17 protein-coding genes are annotated in these 17,603 nt (G+C 70.7%); 8 read left to right on the forward strand and 9 right to left on the reverse strand.

Features of this window, described 5'->3' with window-relative positions:
• From I8N67_RS33185 to I8N67_RS33210, 6 genes are all read left to right on the forward strand, one after another.
• The coding region (locus I8N67_RS33185) for a sulfate adenylyltransferase subunit 1 (protein ID WP_200307970.1) at window positions 1-981 on the forward strand (981 nt) is incomplete at its 5' end.
• A 1-nt stretch (window position 982) separates the two neighbouring features.
• A complete protein-coding gene (locus tag I8N67_RS33190; RefSeq protein WP_267912865.1) occupies window positions 983-1,114 on the forward strand; it encodes a hypothetical protein in 132 nt (43 codons plus the stop codon).
• 129 nt (window positions 1,115-1,243) lie between these two features.
• Window positions 1,244-2,359 (forward strand): aliphatic sulfonate ABC transporter substrate-binding protein, encoded by a 1,116-nt coding sequence (locus I8N67_RS33195; RefSeq protein ID WP_200307971.1) that lies wholly within the window; start codon window positions 1,244-1,246, stop codon window positions 2,357-2,359.
• Between the two features lie 35 nt (window positions 2,360-2,394).
• Window positions 2,395-3,186: an ABC transporter ATP-binding protein gene (locus tag I8N67_RS33200; RefSeq protein WP_200307972.1), complete on the forward strand. Its 792-nt coding sequence runs from the start codon at window positions 2,395-2,397 to the stop codon at window positions 3,184-3,186.
• On the forward strand, window positions 3,173-4,075 hold the full coding sequence (locus I8N67_RS33205) for an ABC transporter permease (protein WP_200307973.1): 903 nt from the start codon (window positions 3,173-3,175) through the stop codon (window positions 4,073-4,075). Before I8N67_RS33200 ends, I8N67_RS33205 begins: the two co-directional genes overlap by 14 nt.
• Window positions 4,076-4,147: 72 nt before the next feature.
• On the forward strand, window positions 4,148-4,888 hold the full coding sequence (locus I8N67_RS33210) for a sirohydrochlorin chelatase (RefSeq protein ID WP_200307974.1): 741 nt from the start codon (window positions 4,148-4,150) through the stop codon (window positions 4,886-4,888).
• Between the two features lie 38 nt (window positions 4,889-4,926).
• On the opposite strand, the gene I8N67_RS33215 is transcribed toward I8N67_RS33210, so the two are convergent.
• From I8N67_RS33215 to I8N67_RS33225, 3 genes are read right to left on the reverse strand one after another with little or no spacing between them, the layout of a single operon-like run.
• Window positions 4,927-5,526, reverse strand: coding sequence for a TIGR03086 family metal-binding protein (locus I8N67_RS33215; protein WP_200307975.1), 600 nt, complete (start codon window positions 5,524-5,526; stop codon window positions 4,927-4,929).
• A 25-nt stretch (window positions 5,527-5,551) separates the two neighbouring features.
• Complete coding sequence (locus tag I8N67_RS33220; protein WP_200307976.1) at window positions 5,552-6,580, reverse strand: ketopantoate reductase family protein; 1,029 nt, start codon at window positions 6,578-6,580, stop codon at window positions 5,552-5,554.
• A gap of 50 nt (window positions 6,581-6,630) precedes the next feature.
• Window positions 6,631-7,179, reverse strand: coding sequence for a DUF1697 domain-containing protein (locus I8N67_RS33225; protein WP_200307977.1), 549 nt, complete (start codon window positions 7,177-7,179; stop codon window positions 6,631-6,633).
• A 247-nt stretch (window positions 7,180-7,426) separates the two neighbouring features.
• Here I8N67_RS33225 and I8N67_RS33230 point away from each other — a divergent pair, with 247 nt between their 5' ends.
• Window positions 7,427-9,739, forward strand: a complete 2,313-nt coding sequence (locus I8N67_RS33230) for an MMPL family transporter (RefSeq protein ID WP_200307978.1) — start codon at window positions 7,427-7,429, stop codon at window positions 9,737-9,739.
• 39 nt (window positions 9,740-9,778) lie between these two features.
• Here the strand turns inward: I8N67_RS33230 and I8N67_RS33235 are convergent, their stop codons facing one another.
• The 3 genes from I8N67_RS33235 to I8N67_RS33245 form a co-directional block, all read right to left on the reverse strand.
• Window positions 9,779-10,723 carry a CDP-alcohol phosphatidyltransferase family protein gene (locus tag I8N67_RS33235; protein ID WP_200307979.1) on the reverse strand — a complete coding sequence of 315 codons (945 nt, stop codon included), beginning with the start codon at window positions 10,721-10,723 and terminating at the stop codon, window positions 9,779-9,781.
• 263 nt (window positions 10,724-10,986) lie between these two features.
• Window positions 10,987-12,195 carry a glycosyltransferase gene (locus I8N67_RS33240; RefSeq protein WP_200307980.1) on the reverse strand — a complete coding sequence of 403 codons (1,209 nt, stop codon included), beginning with the start codon at window positions 12,193-12,195 and terminating at the stop codon, window positions 10,987-10,989.
• A 56-nt stretch (window positions 12,196-12,251) separates the two neighbouring features.
• Window positions 12,252-13,655 carry an ABC transporter substrate-binding protein gene (locus I8N67_RS33245; protein WP_234046697.1) on the reverse strand — a complete coding sequence of 468 codons (1,404 nt, stop codon included), beginning with the start codon at window positions 13,653-13,655 and terminating at the stop codon, window positions 12,252-12,254.
• A gap of 240 nt (window positions 13,656-13,895) precedes the next feature.
• On the opposite strand from I8N67_RS33245, the gene I8N67_RS33250 reads away from it, so the two are divergent.
• Complete coding sequence (locus I8N67_RS33250) at window positions 13,896-14,759, forward strand: phosphotransferase enzyme family protein (RefSeq protein WP_200307981.1); 864 nt, start codon at window positions 13,896-13,898, stop codon at window positions 14,757-14,759.
• Window positions 14,760-14,783: 24 nt separating this feature from the next.
• Here the strand turns inward: I8N67_RS33250 and I8N67_RS33255 are convergent, their stop codons facing one another.
• The 3 genes from I8N67_RS33255 to I8N67_RS33265 form a co-directional block, all read right to left on the reverse strand.
• A complete protein-coding gene (locus tag I8N67_RS33255) occupies window positions 14,784-15,257 on the reverse strand; it encodes a GNAT family N-acetyltransferase (protein WP_200307982.1) in 474 nt (157 codons plus the stop codon).
• A gap of 55 nt (window positions 15,258-15,312) precedes the next feature.
• Window positions 15,313-16,035: a 3'-5' exonuclease gene (locus I8N67_RS33260; RefSeq protein ID WP_200307983.1), complete on the reverse strand. Its 723-nt coding sequence runs from the start codon at window positions 16,033-16,035 to the stop codon at window positions 15,313-15,315.
• 130 nt (window positions 16,036-16,165) lie between these two features.
• Window positions 16,166-17,413 carry a DUF5919 domain-containing protein gene (locus I8N67_RS33265; RefSeq protein ID WP_200307984.1) on the reverse strand — a complete coding sequence of 416 codons (1,248 nt, stop codon included), beginning with the start codon at window positions 17,411-17,413 and terminating at the stop codon, window positions 16,166-16,168.
• Window positions 17,414-17,603 lie beyond the last annotated feature (190 nt).

The following is a 17,603-nucleotide window of genomic DNA, read 5'->3' on the forward strand; positions in this document are numbered from 1 at the left end:
ACGGTGATCCTGATCGACGCCCGCAACGGCGTCGTCGAGCAGACCCGTCGGCACGCCGCGATCGCCGCGCTGCTGCGCGTCCCGCATGTGGTGCTGGCCGTCAACAAGATGGACCTCGTCGGCTACGAGGAGCAGGTCTTCGCGCGGATCGCCGAGGAGTTCACGGCGTATGCGCTGGAGCTGGGCGTCCCGGAGATCACCGCGATCCCGATCTCGGCGCTCGCCGGGGACAACGTGGTGGAGCCGTCCGCGAACATGGACTGGTACGGCGGCGCGACGTTCCTGGAGCACCTGGAGACGGTGCCGGTCAGCCACGACCTGGCGCACTGCCACGCCCGGCTGCCCGTGCAGTACGTGATCCGTCCCCAGACCGCCGAACTCCCGGACTACCGGGGTTACGCGGGCCAGATCGCGGCCGGTACGTTCCGGATCGGCGACCCGGTGACGGTGCTCCCCTCCGGCCGTGCGACCAAGGTCGTGGGCATCGACCTCCTCGGCAAGCCGGTCGCCGCGGCGTGGACGCCCCAGTCGGTGACGCTCCGGCTGGAGGACGACATCGACATCTCGCGCGGCGATCTGCTCGTGCCCAGCAAGGACGCGCCCGCGACCACGCAGGACATCGAGGCGACCGTCTGCCACGTGGCCGACCAGCCGCTGACGGTGGGCCACCGCGTGCTGCTCAAGCACGGCACCCGCACCGTCAAGGCGATCGTCAAGGACATCCCGTCCCGGCTGACCCTCGACGACCTGTCCCTGCACCCGCATCCGGGACAGCTCGTCGCGAACGACATCGGCCGCGTCAAGATCCGCACCGCGGAGGCGCTGCCGGTCGACTCGTACTCCGACTCCCGCCGCACCGGTTCGTTCATCCTGATCGACCCGGCGGACGGTACGACGCTCACCGCCGGCATGGTCGGCGAGTCGTTCGCCTCCCCGGAGCCCGTCAAGGACGAGTCCGAGGACGACGGGTGGGACTTCTGACATGAGCTCAACGAACCCGATGAGTTCCATGGACCTCATGGACTTCTACGCGACGTTCGCGAAGGAGGGCGGCCGGGTGGGCAGCGGCGCCCTCGGCAGCGGGCAGGGCGGAGTGGCGCGATGTGTGCGATGACGTACGCGCACTGCCTGCGCGCCCCGTCCCCCCACCCGACGTCCCGGTTGCGACGAAGACCGTTTTCCTGACTTCCCGGCCACGACCGATGAGACCGTGACCGCCGGGCCTCCGAGAGGAACACCTCCCGTGCCTGCACATCGCCCCGCCGCCCCCGCCCTCCGGCGTACTCTCGCGGTCATCGCCGTGCTTCCCCTGCTCACCCTCGCCGCCTGCGGTTACGGCTCCGAGTCCACGGAAGCCGACACCGGCCAGGTCGCCGCCGGGGCCAAGAAGATCGACGGCCTCGACGAAGTCGACATCGGCTACTTCGGCAACCTCACCCACGCCACCGCGCTGGTCGGCATCCAGAAGGGCTTCTTCCAGAAGGAGCTCGGCGGCACCAAGGCGAAGTACACGACCTTCAACGCCGGTCCCTCCGAGATCGAGGCCCTCAACGGCGGCTCCATCGACATCGGCTGGATCGGTCCCTCCCCGGCGATCAACGGCTACACCAAGGCCGACGGCGCCAACCTGCGCATCATCGGCGGTTCGGCGTCCGGCGGTGTGAAGCTCGTCGTCGACCCGGACAAGATCAAGTCCGTCAAGGACATCAAGGGCAAGAAGATCGCGACGCCGCAGCTCGGCAACACGCAGGACGTGGCGTTCCTCAACTGGATCGCCGAGCAGGGCTGGAAGGTCGACGCGAACACCGGCAAGGGTGACGTGTCCGTGGTCCGCACGGAGAACTCCGTCGCCCCGGACGCCTACAAGTCCGGTGCCATCGACGGCGCCTGGGTGCCGGAGCCGACCGCGTCGAAGCTGGTCTCCGAGGGTGCGAAGGTCCTGCTGGACGAGGCCGACCTGTGGCCGGACAAGAAGTTCGTGATCACGAACATCATCGTGCGGCAGGAGTTCCTGAAGGAGCACCCGGACGTCGTGGAGGCCGTGCTGCGCGGCTCGGTCAAGACCAACGCGTTCATCGGCTCCAGCCCGGACGAGGCGAAGGCCGCGGCGAACGCCCAGCTCAAGGCCGACTCCGGCAAGGAGCTGCCGGCGGACGTGCTCGACCCGGCGTGGACGTCCATCCAGTTCATCAACGACCCGCTGGCGTCCACCCTGAAGACCGAGGCGGACCACGCGGTGAAGGCCGGTCTGCTGGAGGACCCGAAGCTCGACGGGATCTACGACCTGTCGCTGCTCAACAAGGTCCTCAAGGCCGACGGCGAGGACGAGGTCGGCGACGCCGGTCTCGGCGTCAAGTAACCGATCAGTCGATGAGTTCCCAGGAGGTGACGACCATGGCCACCACACTCGCCAAGGCCGCCGACGGCGCCGAGGCCGCGGCTCTGCACGCCGCCCGTATCGAGCACGTGTCGAAGTCCTTCGCCGGGCCCGCCGGGCAGCAGCTCGTCCTGGACGACATCACGCTCGATGTCGCTCCGGGCGAGTTCGTCACCCTCCTGGGTGCCTCGGGCTGCGGCAAGTCGACGCTGCTCAACCTGGTCGCCGGGCTCGACGAGCCGAGCGCGGGCAGCATCACGACCGACGGGCGTCCGGCCCTGATGTTCCAGGAGCACGCCCTGTTCCCGTGGCTGACCGCGGGCAAGAACATCGAACTGGCCCTGAAGCTCAGGGGCGTCGCCAAGAACGAGCGGCGCGAGCGGACCGAGGAGCTGCTCGGGCTGGTCCGGCTCAAGGGCGCCTACGACAAGCGGGTGCACGAGCTGTCCGGCGGTATGCGCCAGCGCGTCGCCCTGGCCCGCGCGCTGGCCCAGGAGAGCAAGCTGCTGCTGATGGACGAGCCGTTCGCCGCGCTCGACGCCATCACGCGGGACGTGCTGCACGACGAGCTGACCCGGATCTGGAGCGAGACCCAGGTCTCGGTGCTGTTCGTGACGCACAACGTACGCGAGGCGGTACGGCTCGCCGAGCGCGTCGTGCTGCTGTCCTCGCGCCCCGGCCGGGTGGCCCGCGAGTGGACCGTGGGCATTCCGCAGCCGCGCCGCATCGAGGACACCGCCGTGGCGGAGCTGTCCGTCGAGATCACCGAAGAACTGCGTAGGGAGATCCGCCGCCATGGCCAGCACTGAGACCGAGAGCGACGCCGTTCCCGTCAAGGACACGGACGACCTCGCCGGCCTGGAGGCGGGCCTCGACGCACTGGACTCGGTGCAGACCGGGGGGCCGCCGCTGCGCCAGGTCCTCGTCCAGAAGGTACTGCCCCCGATCGTCGCGGTCGCCCTGGTGCTGGCGGTCTGGCAGCTCCTCGTCTGGGCGGGCGTCGCGCCGGCCTACAAGCTGCCCGCGCCGTCCGCGGTGTGGGGGGAGGTCCGGGAGGCCTGGCTGCAGGGCACGCTCCTCGACTCCATCTGGACCAGCGTCTCCCGCGGTCTGCTCGGCTTCCTCGCGGCCCTGGCGATCGGCACCCCGCTGGGCCTGCTGGTGGCCCGCGTCCGGATCGTCCGCGCCGCGATCGGCCCCATCCTCTCCGGTCTGCAGTCGCTGCCGTCGGTGGCGTGGGTGCCGCCCGCGGTGGTCTGGCTGGGCCTGGAGCCGTCGGTGATGTACACGGTGATCCTGCTCGGCGCGGTCCCGTCGATCGCCAACGGTCTGGTGTCCGGCATCGACCAGGTGCCGCCGCTGTTCCTGCGGGCCGGCCGCACCCTGGGCGCGACCGGGCTGAAGGGCACCTGGCACATCGTGATGCCGGCGGCACTGCCCGGCTATGTGGCCGGTCTGAAGCAGGGCTGGGCGTTCTCGTGGCGCTCGCTGATGGCCGCCGAGATCATCGCGAAGGCACCCGACATCGGCTCGGGCCTCGGTCAGATGCTGGAGGCGGGCCGCACCAACAGCAGCATGCCGCAGGTCTTCCTCGCCATCTTCCTCATCCTGATCGTCGGCATCGCCATCGACCTGCTGATCTTCAGCCCGCTGGAGCGGTGGGTCCTGCGCAGCCGCGGTCTGCTCGTGAGCCGCTGAGCGCCCCCTGAAAGAAGCGAAGAAGCACTGAGCGAAGAAGCACTGAAGGAAGAGCCGAGAGAGCCGAACCCCATGCGCAGCCCCGTACTTCTCGTCATCGCCCACGGCAGCCGCGACCCGCGGCACGCCGCGACCGTGCACGCCCTGGTGCGGCGGGTGCGGGCGCTGCGCCCCGGGCTGCGCGTGGAGACCGGCTTCCTCGACTTCAACGTCCCTTCCGTCCAAGGGGTGCTGGAGTCACTGGCCGCGGAAGGTGTCGAGGACGTGGTGGCGCTCCCGCTGCTGCTGACCCGCGCCTTCCACGCCAAGGCGGACATCCCGGCGGTCCTGCGGGACGCGCCGCCGCGGCTGCGCATCCGCCGGACGGAGGTGCTCGGTCCGTCGCCGCTGCTGCTGACGGCCCTCGAACGCCGTCTGTACGAGGCGGGGTTGAGCCCCGCCGACAAGTCCTCGACCGGGGTCGTACTGGCCTCGGCGGGGTCCACCGACCCGGAGGCGATCGCGGTGATCGCCGACATCGCGCGGGAGTGGTGGCACACCGGTTGGTGCGCCGTGCGACCCGCGTTCGCCTCCGCGTCCCTCCCCCGCACGGAGGACGCCGTACGGGAGCTACGGGCACTCGGCTGCGAACGGGTGGCCGTGGCGCCGTACGTCATCGCCCCCGGCTTCCTGCCGGACCGCATCGCGCGCGGCGCGGACGAGGCGGGTGCGGACGTCCTGGCCGAGGTGCTCGGCCCCTCCCCCGAGCTGGCCGCGCTGCTGCTGCGCCGCTATGCCGCCGCCCGACGGGAAGGGCAGCTCACCGCGGCCTGAACTCCGCGACCGTGCTTTCGGGCGCGGAACCGTGAACGTCACTCGGCGGCCGGCTTCGGGTCCCTGCCGCTCGCCGCCAGCGCCCGGTCGAAGACCGGGGCGTCGGCCGGTACGGGTACCCGGGCGGCGAAGCCGTCGTACTGGCGGTAGAGGTCGCCGTGGGTTTCCACCACGGCGAGGATGAACTGGGCGGCGGGCTCCGAGACGTGGAACTTCTGTCCCGTGGCGGTGGCCACGTCCCAGCCGTGGACGGCCGTCTCCTTGATGACCATGCCGGCGATGTCGACGGCGGGCATCACCCCGCCTCCGAGGTCGATGTCGCCCTCCCACACCGCCGGGTCGGCCCACGCCGCGACCGCGCGGTCCAGTTGGGCGGCGTACGCGTCGGCCCAGGCGGGGTCGGTGGTGAAGTCGCGCTTGGTCAGCTCGTCGGGGAGGGGCTTGCGCAGGGCGCGGTGTTCCAGGCCGTGGGAGGTGTAGAGGACCCAGTGGTTGACCAGGGCGCGGACATCCCAGTCGCCGCAGTGGGTGGGCAGGGGGAGTTGATCCGGTGTGACGGCCCGTGCGACACGGGCCGCCTCGGCGGCGCATTCGACCATGTACGGGTGGTGCGGGTGCGTGGTGTCGTGGCTCTTCATGCGCCCCACGCCAGGGACGGCGCGCTCAGGCCTCTTGAACAAACGCGACAGCGTCGTCCGCGAGCCGCGTCAGCTCCGCCACCGGCAGCGATCCCGCCGCCCGGCGCTCGCGGGCGAACGTGTTCGCGAGGCGTTGCAGCAGGTCGTTGAGGGGGGTCGGGACGCCGTGCAGGCGGCCCAGGAGGGCGATCTCGCCGTTGAGGTGGTCGGCCTCGATGGTGCCGGTGCCTCGGGTGAGGGACTGCCAGGAGGAGCCGCCGCCGCGCGGGGCGTCGGGCGGCGGGAGCAGGGTGATCTTGTCGCCGCGGGTCCGCCGCTGTTCCTCGGCGCCCGCGTAGGTGACCCCGGCGGCGTCCAGCACCCGCTCGCCCTCCGCCCGCACCCTGGCGTACAGCGCCTCGGCCGCCGCGCTGTCGACCGGGCCGCTGACCGCTTCGAGGGCGTTGGCGAGATTGCCCAGCAGTTTGGCGTACTGCCAGCGCTGGACGTCCGGTACGACGGGGGCCTCGAAGTGGGACTTCGCCAGGTCGGCGGCGATGCGGTGAGCCGTGTCGTCGGTGCCGTGGGGGTAGCGGCCGAGGTGGAGCATGCCGGTGAGCGGGGCGCCGGCAGCCGATACGACGCCGGGCTCGACGAAGGTGGAGGGCAGCCAGACGCAGACGCCGTACACCCGGTGGAAGCGGCGCAGGGCGAGGCGCTGGCTCTCGACACCGTTCTGGGCGCAGATCAGGGGGAGCCGCTCCGCGGCGGTGCCGCCGCCGGTCACCGGGGCGGGCCCCCAGGCGGTCAGGGCCGACTCCGTGTCCTGGGTCTTCACGGTGAGGAGGAGGACGTCGTCGGGGCGGAGGTCGCCGAGTGCGGCGGGGCCGTCGACCGTGGGGAGGTGGTGGGTGTGGTCGCCGTCGGGGGTTCTCAGGCGCAGGCCGTGCTCGCGGAGGGCCGTGTACTGGGCGCCGCGTGCGACCAGGACGACCTCGTGGCCCGCGCCGGCCAGGCGGCCGCCGATCGTTCCGCCCACCGCTCCCGCGCCGATGACGATGTACCGATATCCCATGGGTTCATTAAACGGCTCGCCGGGCCGGCTTCTCCCACAGGGGCCGCCCCTTACGGGACCCGCGTCAGCTCCGCCAGCTTCACCACCGTGTTCCAGTTACGGCTGGTGGCCACGAGGCCCTTCAGGAGGCGGGGCTTCGACAGGGTCTCCGCGAGCTTGGAACGGCCCAGGCCCTCGGGGGCGTAGAGGTACAGCGCCCGGTCTCCGAGCCTGAACTCCTCGGGGAGGAAGGCCTGTTGGTCGATCGCTTCGAAGCGGGCCGCGTCCACCGGCTCCGAGAAGTACGTCACGTGCAGCTGCCTGCCCTCCAGTTCGGCCGCCGGGAAGGGACATGCCTCGCGTACGGACTCCAGGTAGGCGTGGTCGCGTACCAGGACGTCGACGGTGAAGCCGAAGTGCTTCTCGATGGCGGCGGTGATCTCGTCGGCGAGGGAGTCCTCGTCGCCGTGGTCGCTGGTGAAGACCGCGTTGCCGCTCTGGAGGTAGGTGGCCACGGCCTCGTGGCCCAGGCCGGTCAGGAGGGTGCGGAGGTCGGCCATCGGGACCTTCTTGCTGCCGCCCACATTGATCCCGCGCAGGAGCGCCGCGTACGTCGTCATGGGCCCACGATAGGCACGGCGAGGGCGGGCCGGGGCAGGGCGCACCCTGCGGCGCCGACCCTGGGCTTCGGCATGGGTGTAGGGGGTCGCTGTCCTCCCTGATGGGGAGAGTGCGGGGTCCGAACGGAGGACTCGCAGGCATGGGGGTTCACCGGGCAGCACGACGTATCGGCTTTATCCGGCTCATACCTTCGAAATGAAAGGTGGCGGCAGAGGTCGCTGCCGCTCACGAAGGGTCTGACCCGTCATGGGTAACCGAGAGGTACGGGTACGGGGTATCGCCGCCCGGGCGGGCGGATGGAGCGCCCGGCACCGATGGACGGCCGTCGGTATCTGGGTGCTGTTCGTCGTCCTGGCCCTGGGGATCGGCTCGGCCGTGGGCCGGGCGGACGTCAAGGACAGCGAGCAGCTCAGGGGCGAGACCAGTACGGCCGCCCGCCTCATCGAGGACGCGGGCGTCGAGGAACCGGCGAGCGAGAAGGTTCTGATCCAGGCGAAGGGCAGCGGCCCCAAGGCCACGGACAGCGAGTTCCGGGCGGCTGTGGCGGACGTCGTCGAGGCTGTCGGGCGTACCGGCGAGGTCACCGACGTGACCTCGCCGTACGACACGGACACCATCTCCGAGGACGGCCGCAGCGCGCTCGTGCAGTTCGACGTCAAGGGCGACTCGGACACCGCCGGTGAGCGCATAGAGCCGGTGCTGAAGGTCGTCGAGGGGGTCCAGGACGAGCACGAGAAGCTGCGGATCGAGGAGATCGGCGGCGCCAGCATGACGAAGACGTTCGACGACGCCTTCGGGGACGACTTCCAGAAGGCCGAGTTCTCCGCCGTACCGGTGGCCCTCGGCATTCTGCTGATCGCCTTCGGCGCGGTGGTGGCGGCGCTGTTGCCGGTGGCCCTGGCGGTCACCGCGATCATGGCGACGATGGGCCTGATGGCGATGGTCAGCCATGTCATCCCGATGAGCGAGACCGCGAACTCGGTGATGCTGCTGGTCGGGCTGGCCGTCGGAGTCGACTACTGCCTGTTCTATCTGCGGCGCGAGCGGGAGGAGCGGGCCGCCGGGCGGGACGCCCGGACGGCGCTGCGGGTGGCCGCGGCGACCAGTGGGCGGGCGATCATCGTCTCCGGGGTGACCGTGTGCGTGGCGATGGCGGGCATGCTGTTCACCGGCCTCGCCGAGTTCGAGGCGATGGGCCTGGCCTCGCTGATGGTCGTGGCGGTCGCGATGGTGGGCTCCGTGACCGTGCTGCCGGCGCTGCTTTCACTGCTGGGCGAGCGCGTGGAGAAGGGGCGGATCCCGTTCCTGCACCCCGACAAGCGCCGCGGGAACGGCCGTGCGGGCAACGGCAACGGGGCTTCGCAGGGCAGCCGCTTCTGGACCGGTGTCCTGCGCGTCGTCCTCGCCAGGCCGGGCGTGTCCCTGGTGGTCGCGGCCGGGGCGCTCCTCGCGATCGCGGCGCCCGCGCTCGGCATGAAGACACAGAACTTCACTCTGGACCAGGAGTTCGGCGACTCGCTGCCGATCGTCCAGACGTACAACCGTGTCAACGAGGCGTTCCCGGGCGGCCCCGAGCCGGCCGAGGTGGTCGTGAAGGCCGAGGACATCAATTCCGCCGAGATGAAGGGCGCGCTCGCCGACTTCCGTGCGGAGGCGATCAGTTCGGGTGCCTCGCGCGGCCCGGTCGAGATCAAGGTGCGCGACGCGCAGAACCTCGCCTTCGTCTACGTACCGCTGGTGGGCGGCTCCGACCTGGACAAGGCCGGGGAGAGCCTGGACACGCTGCGCGACGAGGTACGGCCGGCCACGCTCGGCAAGGTGGACGGCGTCGAGGCGCCGATCACCGGGCAGGTCGCGGGGTCGAAGGACTTCAACGAGCAGCTCGTCGGGTCGGTGGCCCCGGTCTTCGTCTTCGTCGTGGTCTTCGCCTTCCTGCTGATGCTGCTGTCGTTCAGGTCGCTGACCATCGCGATCACGTCGATCGTGCTGAACCTGCTGTCGGTGGGCGCCGCGTACGGCATCCTCGTCGGCGTCTTCCAGCACGGCTGGGGTGCCTCGCTGGTGGGCGCTGAGGGGGTCGGCGCGATCATCACCTGGCTGCCGCTGTTCCTCTTCGTGATCCTCTTCGGGCTGTCGATGGACTACCACGTGTTCGTGGTCTCGCGGATCCGTGAGGCGCGACTGCGCGGCCGTACGACGAAGGACGCGATCCAGCACGGTGTCGTCACCACGGCCGGGGTCGTGACCAGCGCCGCCATCATCATGGTCGCCGTCTTCGGCATCTTCGGGACGCTGTCCATGCAGTCGATGAAGCAGATGGGCGTGGGCCTGGCGGCCGCCGTCCTCATCGACGCGACCATCATCCGGGGTGTGCTCCTCCCGGCGGTGATGTCCCTGCTCGGCGAACACAACTGGTACCTGCCGAAGTGGCTGCACCGGCTGCCGGACCTCACCCACGACGAGTCGGCGGAGCCGGCACCGGCACAGCACGCGGGTCAGGAGGGTCAGGAGGGTCAGGAGGGTCAGGAGGACCGTACGGACGAGACCGTACGGGTCTGACGGCCGGGCTCCTGAGCGTACGGGCCCACGCCCGTACGCTCAGGCCGCCTCCGTCATGTCCCCCCGGTCGAAGGAGGCGAGGGTGCGGGTGAAGTCGCGGGTGGACAGCAGCAGTTTGTAGATGATGGCCAGCTCGAAGACGATCAGCAGGGCGCCGGAGACGATGGTCGCCGCCATCACCGAGTCGAGGAGCGGGCCGACCATGAAGACGCCCATCTGGAACTCGATGCCGCTGATCAGATGGGGACGGACGCGGTGGCGCAGCAGGAACGACCGTACGCGGAGGTAGGCGGGGAAGCGGCGGCGGAACTCCTGGTGCAGGTCGACCACCTGGGTCTGCGGCGCCGCCTGGGTGGCCTCGGCGGCGACCGTCCGCGCGTCCTGTTCGATGTCCGCCTCGGGGTTCTCGCGCAGCAGGTCCTCCATGAAGGCGAGTTCCCGGTCGTTGTCGGCGCGACGGGCCGCGCGGAGCCGGGACTTGATCTGCTTGCGCATGGTGTGGCGGATCTTGAAGATCTCCAGGGAGTTGATGTAGCGCAGGGTGTCGAGCCCGATGACGGCGGCGGCCAGCCAGATGTAGAGGGCGTCGCCGGTGCGCTCGTACTGCCCGGCCATCAGCGCGACCCCGCACACCGCCACCCGGACGCGGTCGAAGACGAAGTCGAGCCAGGCGCCGAACACGGAGCCCTGGCCGGTGAGCCGGGCGACCTTGCCGTCCATGCAGTCGAGGATGAAGCTCAGGTGGTAGACGACGGCGCCGGCGATCAGCCAGCGCCAGTCGCCCAGGGCGAAGAAGGCGGCCGAGACGAGACCCAGCAGGAAGGCGCCCCAGGTCAGCTGGTTGGGCGTGATCCTCGTGTACTTCGCGGTCAGCCGCACCAGCGGTGTGGCGACCGGGTCGACGAGCAGCACGGTCCACCAGGCGTCACGCTTCTTCTGCGTGACGCGGCGCACCTCTGCGAGGTCGGGTATGTCTCGGCGCATGGGTCAACTTCCTGGCGTTCGAAGTGAGTTCACGCCCAGCTTGGGAGCCGTTCACCCGAGGTACAAGAAGTGCCCGATACAACCTTTCACCGGGGGTAACGGTCGAACCCGGCAACAGAGTCAATGACTGTTCCGCGCGGGGCGGGCGTTATCCGAGCGTTACGAAATGACCCGACCGTTATCCAAAATGTGCCGGGACTTCACGGTAGACGTGCAACCGCCCCCGCTTGCCCCACCATTCACCGCTATTCACCCGCTGCTATTCACCGTTGTCGCCGCTGCATACCGCTCGCCAGCTCCGCCTCGATGAGATCGGCGGCCCGGCGGGTGCCGCCCTCCCCCGCCATTTCCTGCCGCACCTCCTTGAGCCGGCGCGCCACTTCGGGGTCGTCGACGAGGGCGAGGACCGCCTCGCGCAGGGTCTCGGCCGTCGCCTCCTCCATGGGCACATGGCGGGCGACGCCGAGCGACTGGAGCATGTCGGCGTTGCCGAACTGGTCGACGCCCTGCGGTACGGCGACCATCGGCGTGGCGGTGGCCAGCCCTTCCTGACTGCCGCCGGCGCCCGCGTGCGTGATGAACGCGTCGGCCTGCTTCAGGACGGCCAGCTGCGGCACCCAGTCACGCACTTCCACGTTGGCCGGGATCTCGCCCAGCTCCGCCGCGTCGACATGCTTGCCCACCTGGAGCACCATGTGCCAGCCGGGGAGGTCGCCGAAGGCCTTGACGCACTCGCGGTAGAAGCCGGGCTGCTTGGTGAACGCCGACCCGAGCGAGACGAGCAGCACCTTCTCCGCGTCCGCCGGCCGCTGCCAGTCACCCTGCGCCGAGCGGTCGCCCTGGCAGGCGCCGACGAAGGTGTAGCGGCTCTCGTCGACCCGGTCGGCGTTCGGCTGGAGCGCCTTCGGGATGAGCACCAGGGAGCGGGCGGGCCTGCCGAGGAACGAGTCGGGGTGCTCGGTGATCCCGTTCTCCTCCAGCCAGGCCTGGAAGCGGGCGTAGTACGCCTTGCCTCGTTCGGTCTTCTTCGGCTCGGCCCACATGGGTTCGGCGACCTCTTCCTCGTAGCCTTCCCAGGCGACCAGGTTCGGGGAGAGCGAGATCGCCTTCACGCCCCAGCGGCGGGCGAGGACGGGCGCCGGGTACCCGGTGATGTCATGGAGCACGAGGTCGGGTTCGTCGCCCTCGTACGCCTCGATGAGCTGCGGCAGGGCCTGGATCGCGTCACCGAGGAAGAGTTCCACGTAGTCCAGCAGCTCGCTTCCCCAGGCCTCGGGGTCGGCGTCGGAGCCGGGCAGCGTGGAGTGCCAGAGCTTCGGTTCGGCACCGGCCTCGGCCACCTTCTCCGCGAAGGCCGGCGGGATCGCGTACGTGACCCGGTGCCCCCGCGCCACCAGCTCGCGGATCACTTCGAGGCTCGGGTTCACGTGGCCGTGGGCGGCGATGGAGAACATGGCTATGTGGGAGGTCATGGACGCGACCTTACGCGAGACGATACGTCTCGTGCAACCTGTTTACGGCTCACCGCTCACCGCTGATAGCGGGCCAGCACCAGATTCCCGTCCTCCTCCAGCCGCTCACGCAGCTCGTCCAGGTCGATCGCCCCGCTGTAGTACTCCTGGAACGCGGGCGTGGCGACCTTGTCCTTCCACTCCGGGTAGCCGCGCACCGACTGGGCGGGGGCGGAGCGGAGGTGTTCGGCGAGGGCCGTTCCCGTGGCCCAGTCGTCCTTCGTCGTGTGCAGGGCCGGGTCCTTCAGGGCCTCGGTGCCGGTCGGCAGCATCCAGTCGCCGAGGGCCAGGCGGACCATGTTCTCGGGTTGGAGGAGGAAGTCGATGAACTCGGCGGCCTCCTTCTGGTGGGGGCTGTCCTCGGCGACGGAGAGGGTCTGCGGGCTGACGCCCTGGGCGAGGCCGTCGGCGCCGGCGGGGGCGGGCAGCACCTGCCAGTCGAAGCCTTCGGGGGCCTGCTGGACGATCTGCTGGCGGTACGAGAAGCCGAGCGGGACCATCGCGTACCTGCCGCCGAAGAAGCCGGGCAGGGTGTGGGAGCCGCCCATGCCGAGCGTGGTGCCGGGCGCGCTCCCGTCGGTGTTCACCTCGTCGCGCACGGTCCTCGGGACCACCGCGTCGGCCGCCTCGAAGCGGACCTCGACCTTGCCGTCCGCGTCCCGGTGGAACAGTTGCCCGCCCGCCGACAGGGAGAGGTTCAGCGTGGCCGACACCGGTTCCTTCAGCGGCCAGGCGACACCGTACTTCCCGTCGCCGCTCAGCTCCTTCGCGACGTCCCGGAACTCCTCCCAGCTCCACGGCTCCCCGGGGGTCGGAACGCGCACACCCGACTCGCGGAGCCACTTCGCATTGGCGATCAGGACCCTCGGTTCCTGGAGGAACGGGACCCCGTAGATCCCCTCCCCGAAGGTCGTCGTCTCCCAACTGTGCTGCGGGATGTCCGACTTGAGCCGCTCGGGCAGCAGCTCGCGCAGATCGGCGAGGTAGCCGCCGTACGCGAAGTCCGCGAGGTCGTCCGAGGCGTCGTGGATGATGTCCGGCGCCTCACCGCCCTCGAAGGAGGTGAGCAGCTGGTCGTGGACGCTGTCCCAAGTCCCCTGTACGTACTCGACCTTGACGTCGGGGTGGGTGGCGTTCCACTCCTTCACCAGCTCCTTGTTGGCGGTGACGGACTCCTCCTGCCAGGCGAGGGACTGGAAGCGCCTCCACCGGGTGGGCTCGGTCCGCCCGGACTGCGAGTCGGTGAACGCCAGCGCGATTCCGTACAGCAGCGGTCCGACGCTCAGCACCAGGATCGGGATCAGCGCGGGCAGCACCAGGAACCAGGCGCCGTGGTCGACGAGGCGCCGCTCCCGGTCCCGCGCCGAGGTACGCCGCTTCGCCGGTCGCGGGCGCTTCGGCGTCGCGGTCGCCAATGTCATGCGATCGGCTCCTTCGCACGTGCCTGGGCGGACTGGGCGTGTCTGTGTGCTCGGGCGACCTGTGACGGTGGGGGCCTCCCACTCGGCCTCCGCCATGGTGCTGACGGCACGCAGAGGCGTCAAGGCACCGCGCGCGCGGCCCGACCTGTACGAATGCGAGACTGACCGGCGTATGGCGTGAACCTGACGCCCCGCCGGGCGCGTCGGCCGTACGGGCACGGTCGGATACGGAGGCGAAGGATGGATGAGGCACGGGCGCGGGACGTGCTGGTCGCGGCCGGTGTGCTGCCCGGTGCGGCCGGGGACGCTCGGCTGCTCGCGCTGGGCGAGAACGCGGTGTTCGCCGTCGGTGACCTGGTGGTCAAGGTGGGGCGCGACGCCGAACTCCTCGACCGGGCCGACCGGGAGCTGCGGATCGCGGCCTGGCTCGCCGAGGCGGAGGTCCCGGCGGTGCGGCCCGCCGAGTCCGAGGCGCTGCTCGTCGAGGGACACCCGGTGACCGTGTGGCACCGGCTGCCCGACCCCGTACGCCTGGCCGGCGCCCGCGATTTGGCCGAACTGCTACGGCTGGTCCACGCCCTCCCCGCCCCGCCTTTCGCACTGCCCCGCCGTGAACTGCTGGGCGGGGTGGAGCGCTGGCTGCGCCTGGCCGGCGACACGATCGACCCGGCGGACGCGGCCTACCTCCGCGAACGCCGCGACGGCTTCGCGGCAGCCGCCGCCGGCCTCACCCCACACCTGCCGCCGGGTCCGATCCACGGCGACGCGCTCCCCCGCAACGTCCACATCGGCCCGGACGGCCCGGTCCTGGTCGACCTGGAGACCTTCGCCGGCGACCTCCGCGAGCACGACCTCGTCGTCATGGCCCTCTCCCACGACCGCTACGGACTCCCGGCCGAGGACTACGACACCTTCACCGCGACCTACGGCTGGGACGTACGCGAGTGGTCGGGCTGCTCGACCCTGCGCGGCGCCCGCGAAACGGCCAGCTGCGCCTGGGTCGCCCAGCACGCCCCGGCCAACCCCAAGGCCCTGACCGAGTTCGAACGCCGCGTCACCTCACTGCGCGACGGGGACGAGACGGTCCGCTGGTATCCGTTCTGAGCGGCCTTGGCGGCCTCAGCGGCCTCAAGCGATCTCAAGTGCGAGGACCACTTCGTCGGTCTCGCCGTCGCGGGCCCGGGCGAAGCCCTTGTCCCGGCCGGTGATGACAAAGCCGCACTTCTGCAGGACACGGATCGAGCCGGTGTTGTCGGCAGCCGCGCGGGCGTGCAGGGGCCGGGTGTCGACGAGGGCGATCAGGGCGGTGAGCGCGGCCGTGGCCACGCCCCGGCCCCAGTGCGCCCGGTCGATCCAGTAGGTGACCTCGCGTTCGTCCGGCGGCCCGAACACCGCGACGTGGCCGACCACCTCGCCGTCGGCGAGCACCGTGCGCATGACGATGCCGGGGTCGGCGCGGATCTTCGCCCAGTGGCGGTCGAAGAGCTCCCGGTCGTAGTGGTAGTCCCCGGTGAAGGCAGCGACCCGCTGTGCTTCCGGGTCGGACAGGTGCGCCCAGTAGACGGGCAGGTCGCTGTCGCGGACTTCGCGAAGAGAGATCATCGGACTGCTCGCTCCTGAGGTCGTCGGGAAGACGGAGAACCCGGTCAACGGCGGCTCAGACCGTTTCGTCCGCCGGCTCGCGCAGCGGCCAGGTCGCGTCCACGACCGCTTCCGGGTTGCCCTTGCGGCGGAGGAAGTCCTGGAAGTCGGTGGCCCATTCGGCATACCACTCGATCTGGCGGCGGTGCAGCTCCGCCGGGGCGAGGGCGGCGACCTTGGTGTGGCGCTGGGCTATCGCCCGGGCGAGGCGCGCGGCGGCGAGGGCGTCGGCGGAGGCGTCGTGGGCTGCGTCGAGAGGGACGCCGTACTCGGCGCAGACCGCTTCGAGGTTGCGCTTGCCGCGGCGGTAGCGGTCGACGGAGCGGTCGATCGTGTACGGGTCGATGACCGGCGCCGGGTCGAGGCCGCCGAGCCGGTCGCGCAGGGACGGCAGGGCGTGCCGGCGCAGCTCGGTGGAGAGCAGGGTCAGATCGAAGGCCGCGTTGTACGCCACGACCGGGACGCCCGTCTTCCAGTAGGAGACGAGGATGTCGGCGAGGGCGTCGGCGACCTGGTCGGCCGGTCTGCCCTCGGCCACCGCGCGGGCGTTGGTGATGCCGTGCACCGCCACCGCCTCCGCCGGGATCTCCACGCCCGGATCGGCGAGCCACTCCCGGTGCCCGACGGGCTCCCCGTCCCTGACCTCGATCACCGCCCCGGTGACGATGCGCGCCTCGCGCGGGTCCGTGCCGGTCGTCTCCAGGTCGAAGCCGATCAGCAGCTGCCGGTGCCAGCCCATGCTGGTCCCCCTTCTTGGTGGTGCGTTCCCCCAGTGACCAACACCATCGCATGGGCCACTGACAATCCGAGGGCCGCATTCCGCTTGGCCGCTCCAGCGCCGGGCGCCACAGCACCGGGCGCGACCCTGCTCACGACACCGGTCGCGAGTCCGCCCAGGCCACCTCGAACTCCTCGCGGTATGTGTCGAAGAGCCCTGCTTCGCCGTTCTCGTCCGCCTTGAGGACCCGGTTGCCGCCACGCAGCACGAGCACCGGCGCCTCCATGCCCCGGGTGCGCCGCAGATAGGTCTGGACGACGGCGATGCCGTCCGAGCCGTCGCCGTCGACGAGGTAGGCCGTGAAGCGGGGTGTCTCGTCGAAGACCTGGATCTCGAAGGCGCCGGGGTCGCGCAGCCGGGAGCGGACCCGGCGCATATGGAGGATGTTCATCTCCACGGCTCGGCTCAACTCGCCGCGCTTCAGGCCCAGTTCGCGTTCGCGCCGCTTCACCGCGCTGGAGGCGGGGTTGAGGAAGAGCAGCCGTACCCGGCAGCCCGCCTCGGCGAGCCGCACCAGCCGCCGGCCGGAGAAGTTCTGCACCAGCAGGTTCAGTCCTATGCCGATGGCGTCGACGCGGCGGGCGCCGCCGAAGAGATCCTCGGCGGGGAACTGCCGCAGCAGCCGTACCCGGTCGGGGTGGACGCCGACGACGTCCGCGTACCGGTCGCCGATCAGCTCCTCGACCGCGTCGACGGGCAGCCGCCGCGCGGAGGGCACGTCGCTGCCGGCGCCGAGGATCTCCAGCAGCTTCGACGAGGCGCGCTCGGCCTGGCCGAGGACGGCCTCGGAGAGGGCCCGGTTGCGGGACACGACGTTCCGGGTGACCTCCAGCTCGTCGAGGGCCAGTTCCACATCGCGCCGCTCGTCGACGTACGGCTCGAAGCAGGGCCAGTGCTGGACCATCAGCTCGCGCAGCTGGGGCAGGGTGAGGAAGCTGAGGACATTGTCGTCGGCGGGGTCGAGGAGATAGCCCTTGCGGCGGCTGACCTCGCGCACCGCGACGGCGCGCTGCACCCACTCCTGTCCGGCGGGCCCGGCGGCGGCGACCACCCAGTCGTCGCCGTGGACGGGCTCGTAGATGGGTCGCAGCACGGCGGCCACGACGGCGCGCAGCCGCTGTTCGACGAGGTTCAGCCAGATGTAGGCACGGCCGGCCCGCTGGGCGCGCGTACGCACTTCGAGCCAGGCGTCGGCGTTCCAGTCCAGTTCCGGGCCGATGGATCCCCGCTCCATCGGCCGTGCCAGGGACACCGCGCCGGGTGGGACATCTGCGGAGTTCCCCTCGTGACCCGTCTCGCCCGCGTCACCAGGAGGCAACTCCAGCCCTCCCGAGCCCACCCACGCACCGCCTTCCGCTCCCCCGAATTCACCCCTACTCAACGATCAAGGAAGGGTACTCCGGTAGCGGGTGACGATACAGCCGGATGGACAGGTCCTTTCTCAACTACCGCATGTCACTTGGCCGTTCCGGACCGCGACCGCATCGGGAGTGACCCGATTCATAGTGGCCGCCGACAGCGATCCGCCA

The sequence above is a fragment of the Streptomyces adelaidensis genome (assembly GCF_016598475.1).
Lineage (GTDB): Bacteria > Actinomycetota > Actinomycetes > Streptomycetales > Streptomycetaceae > Streptomyces > Streptomyces adelaidensis.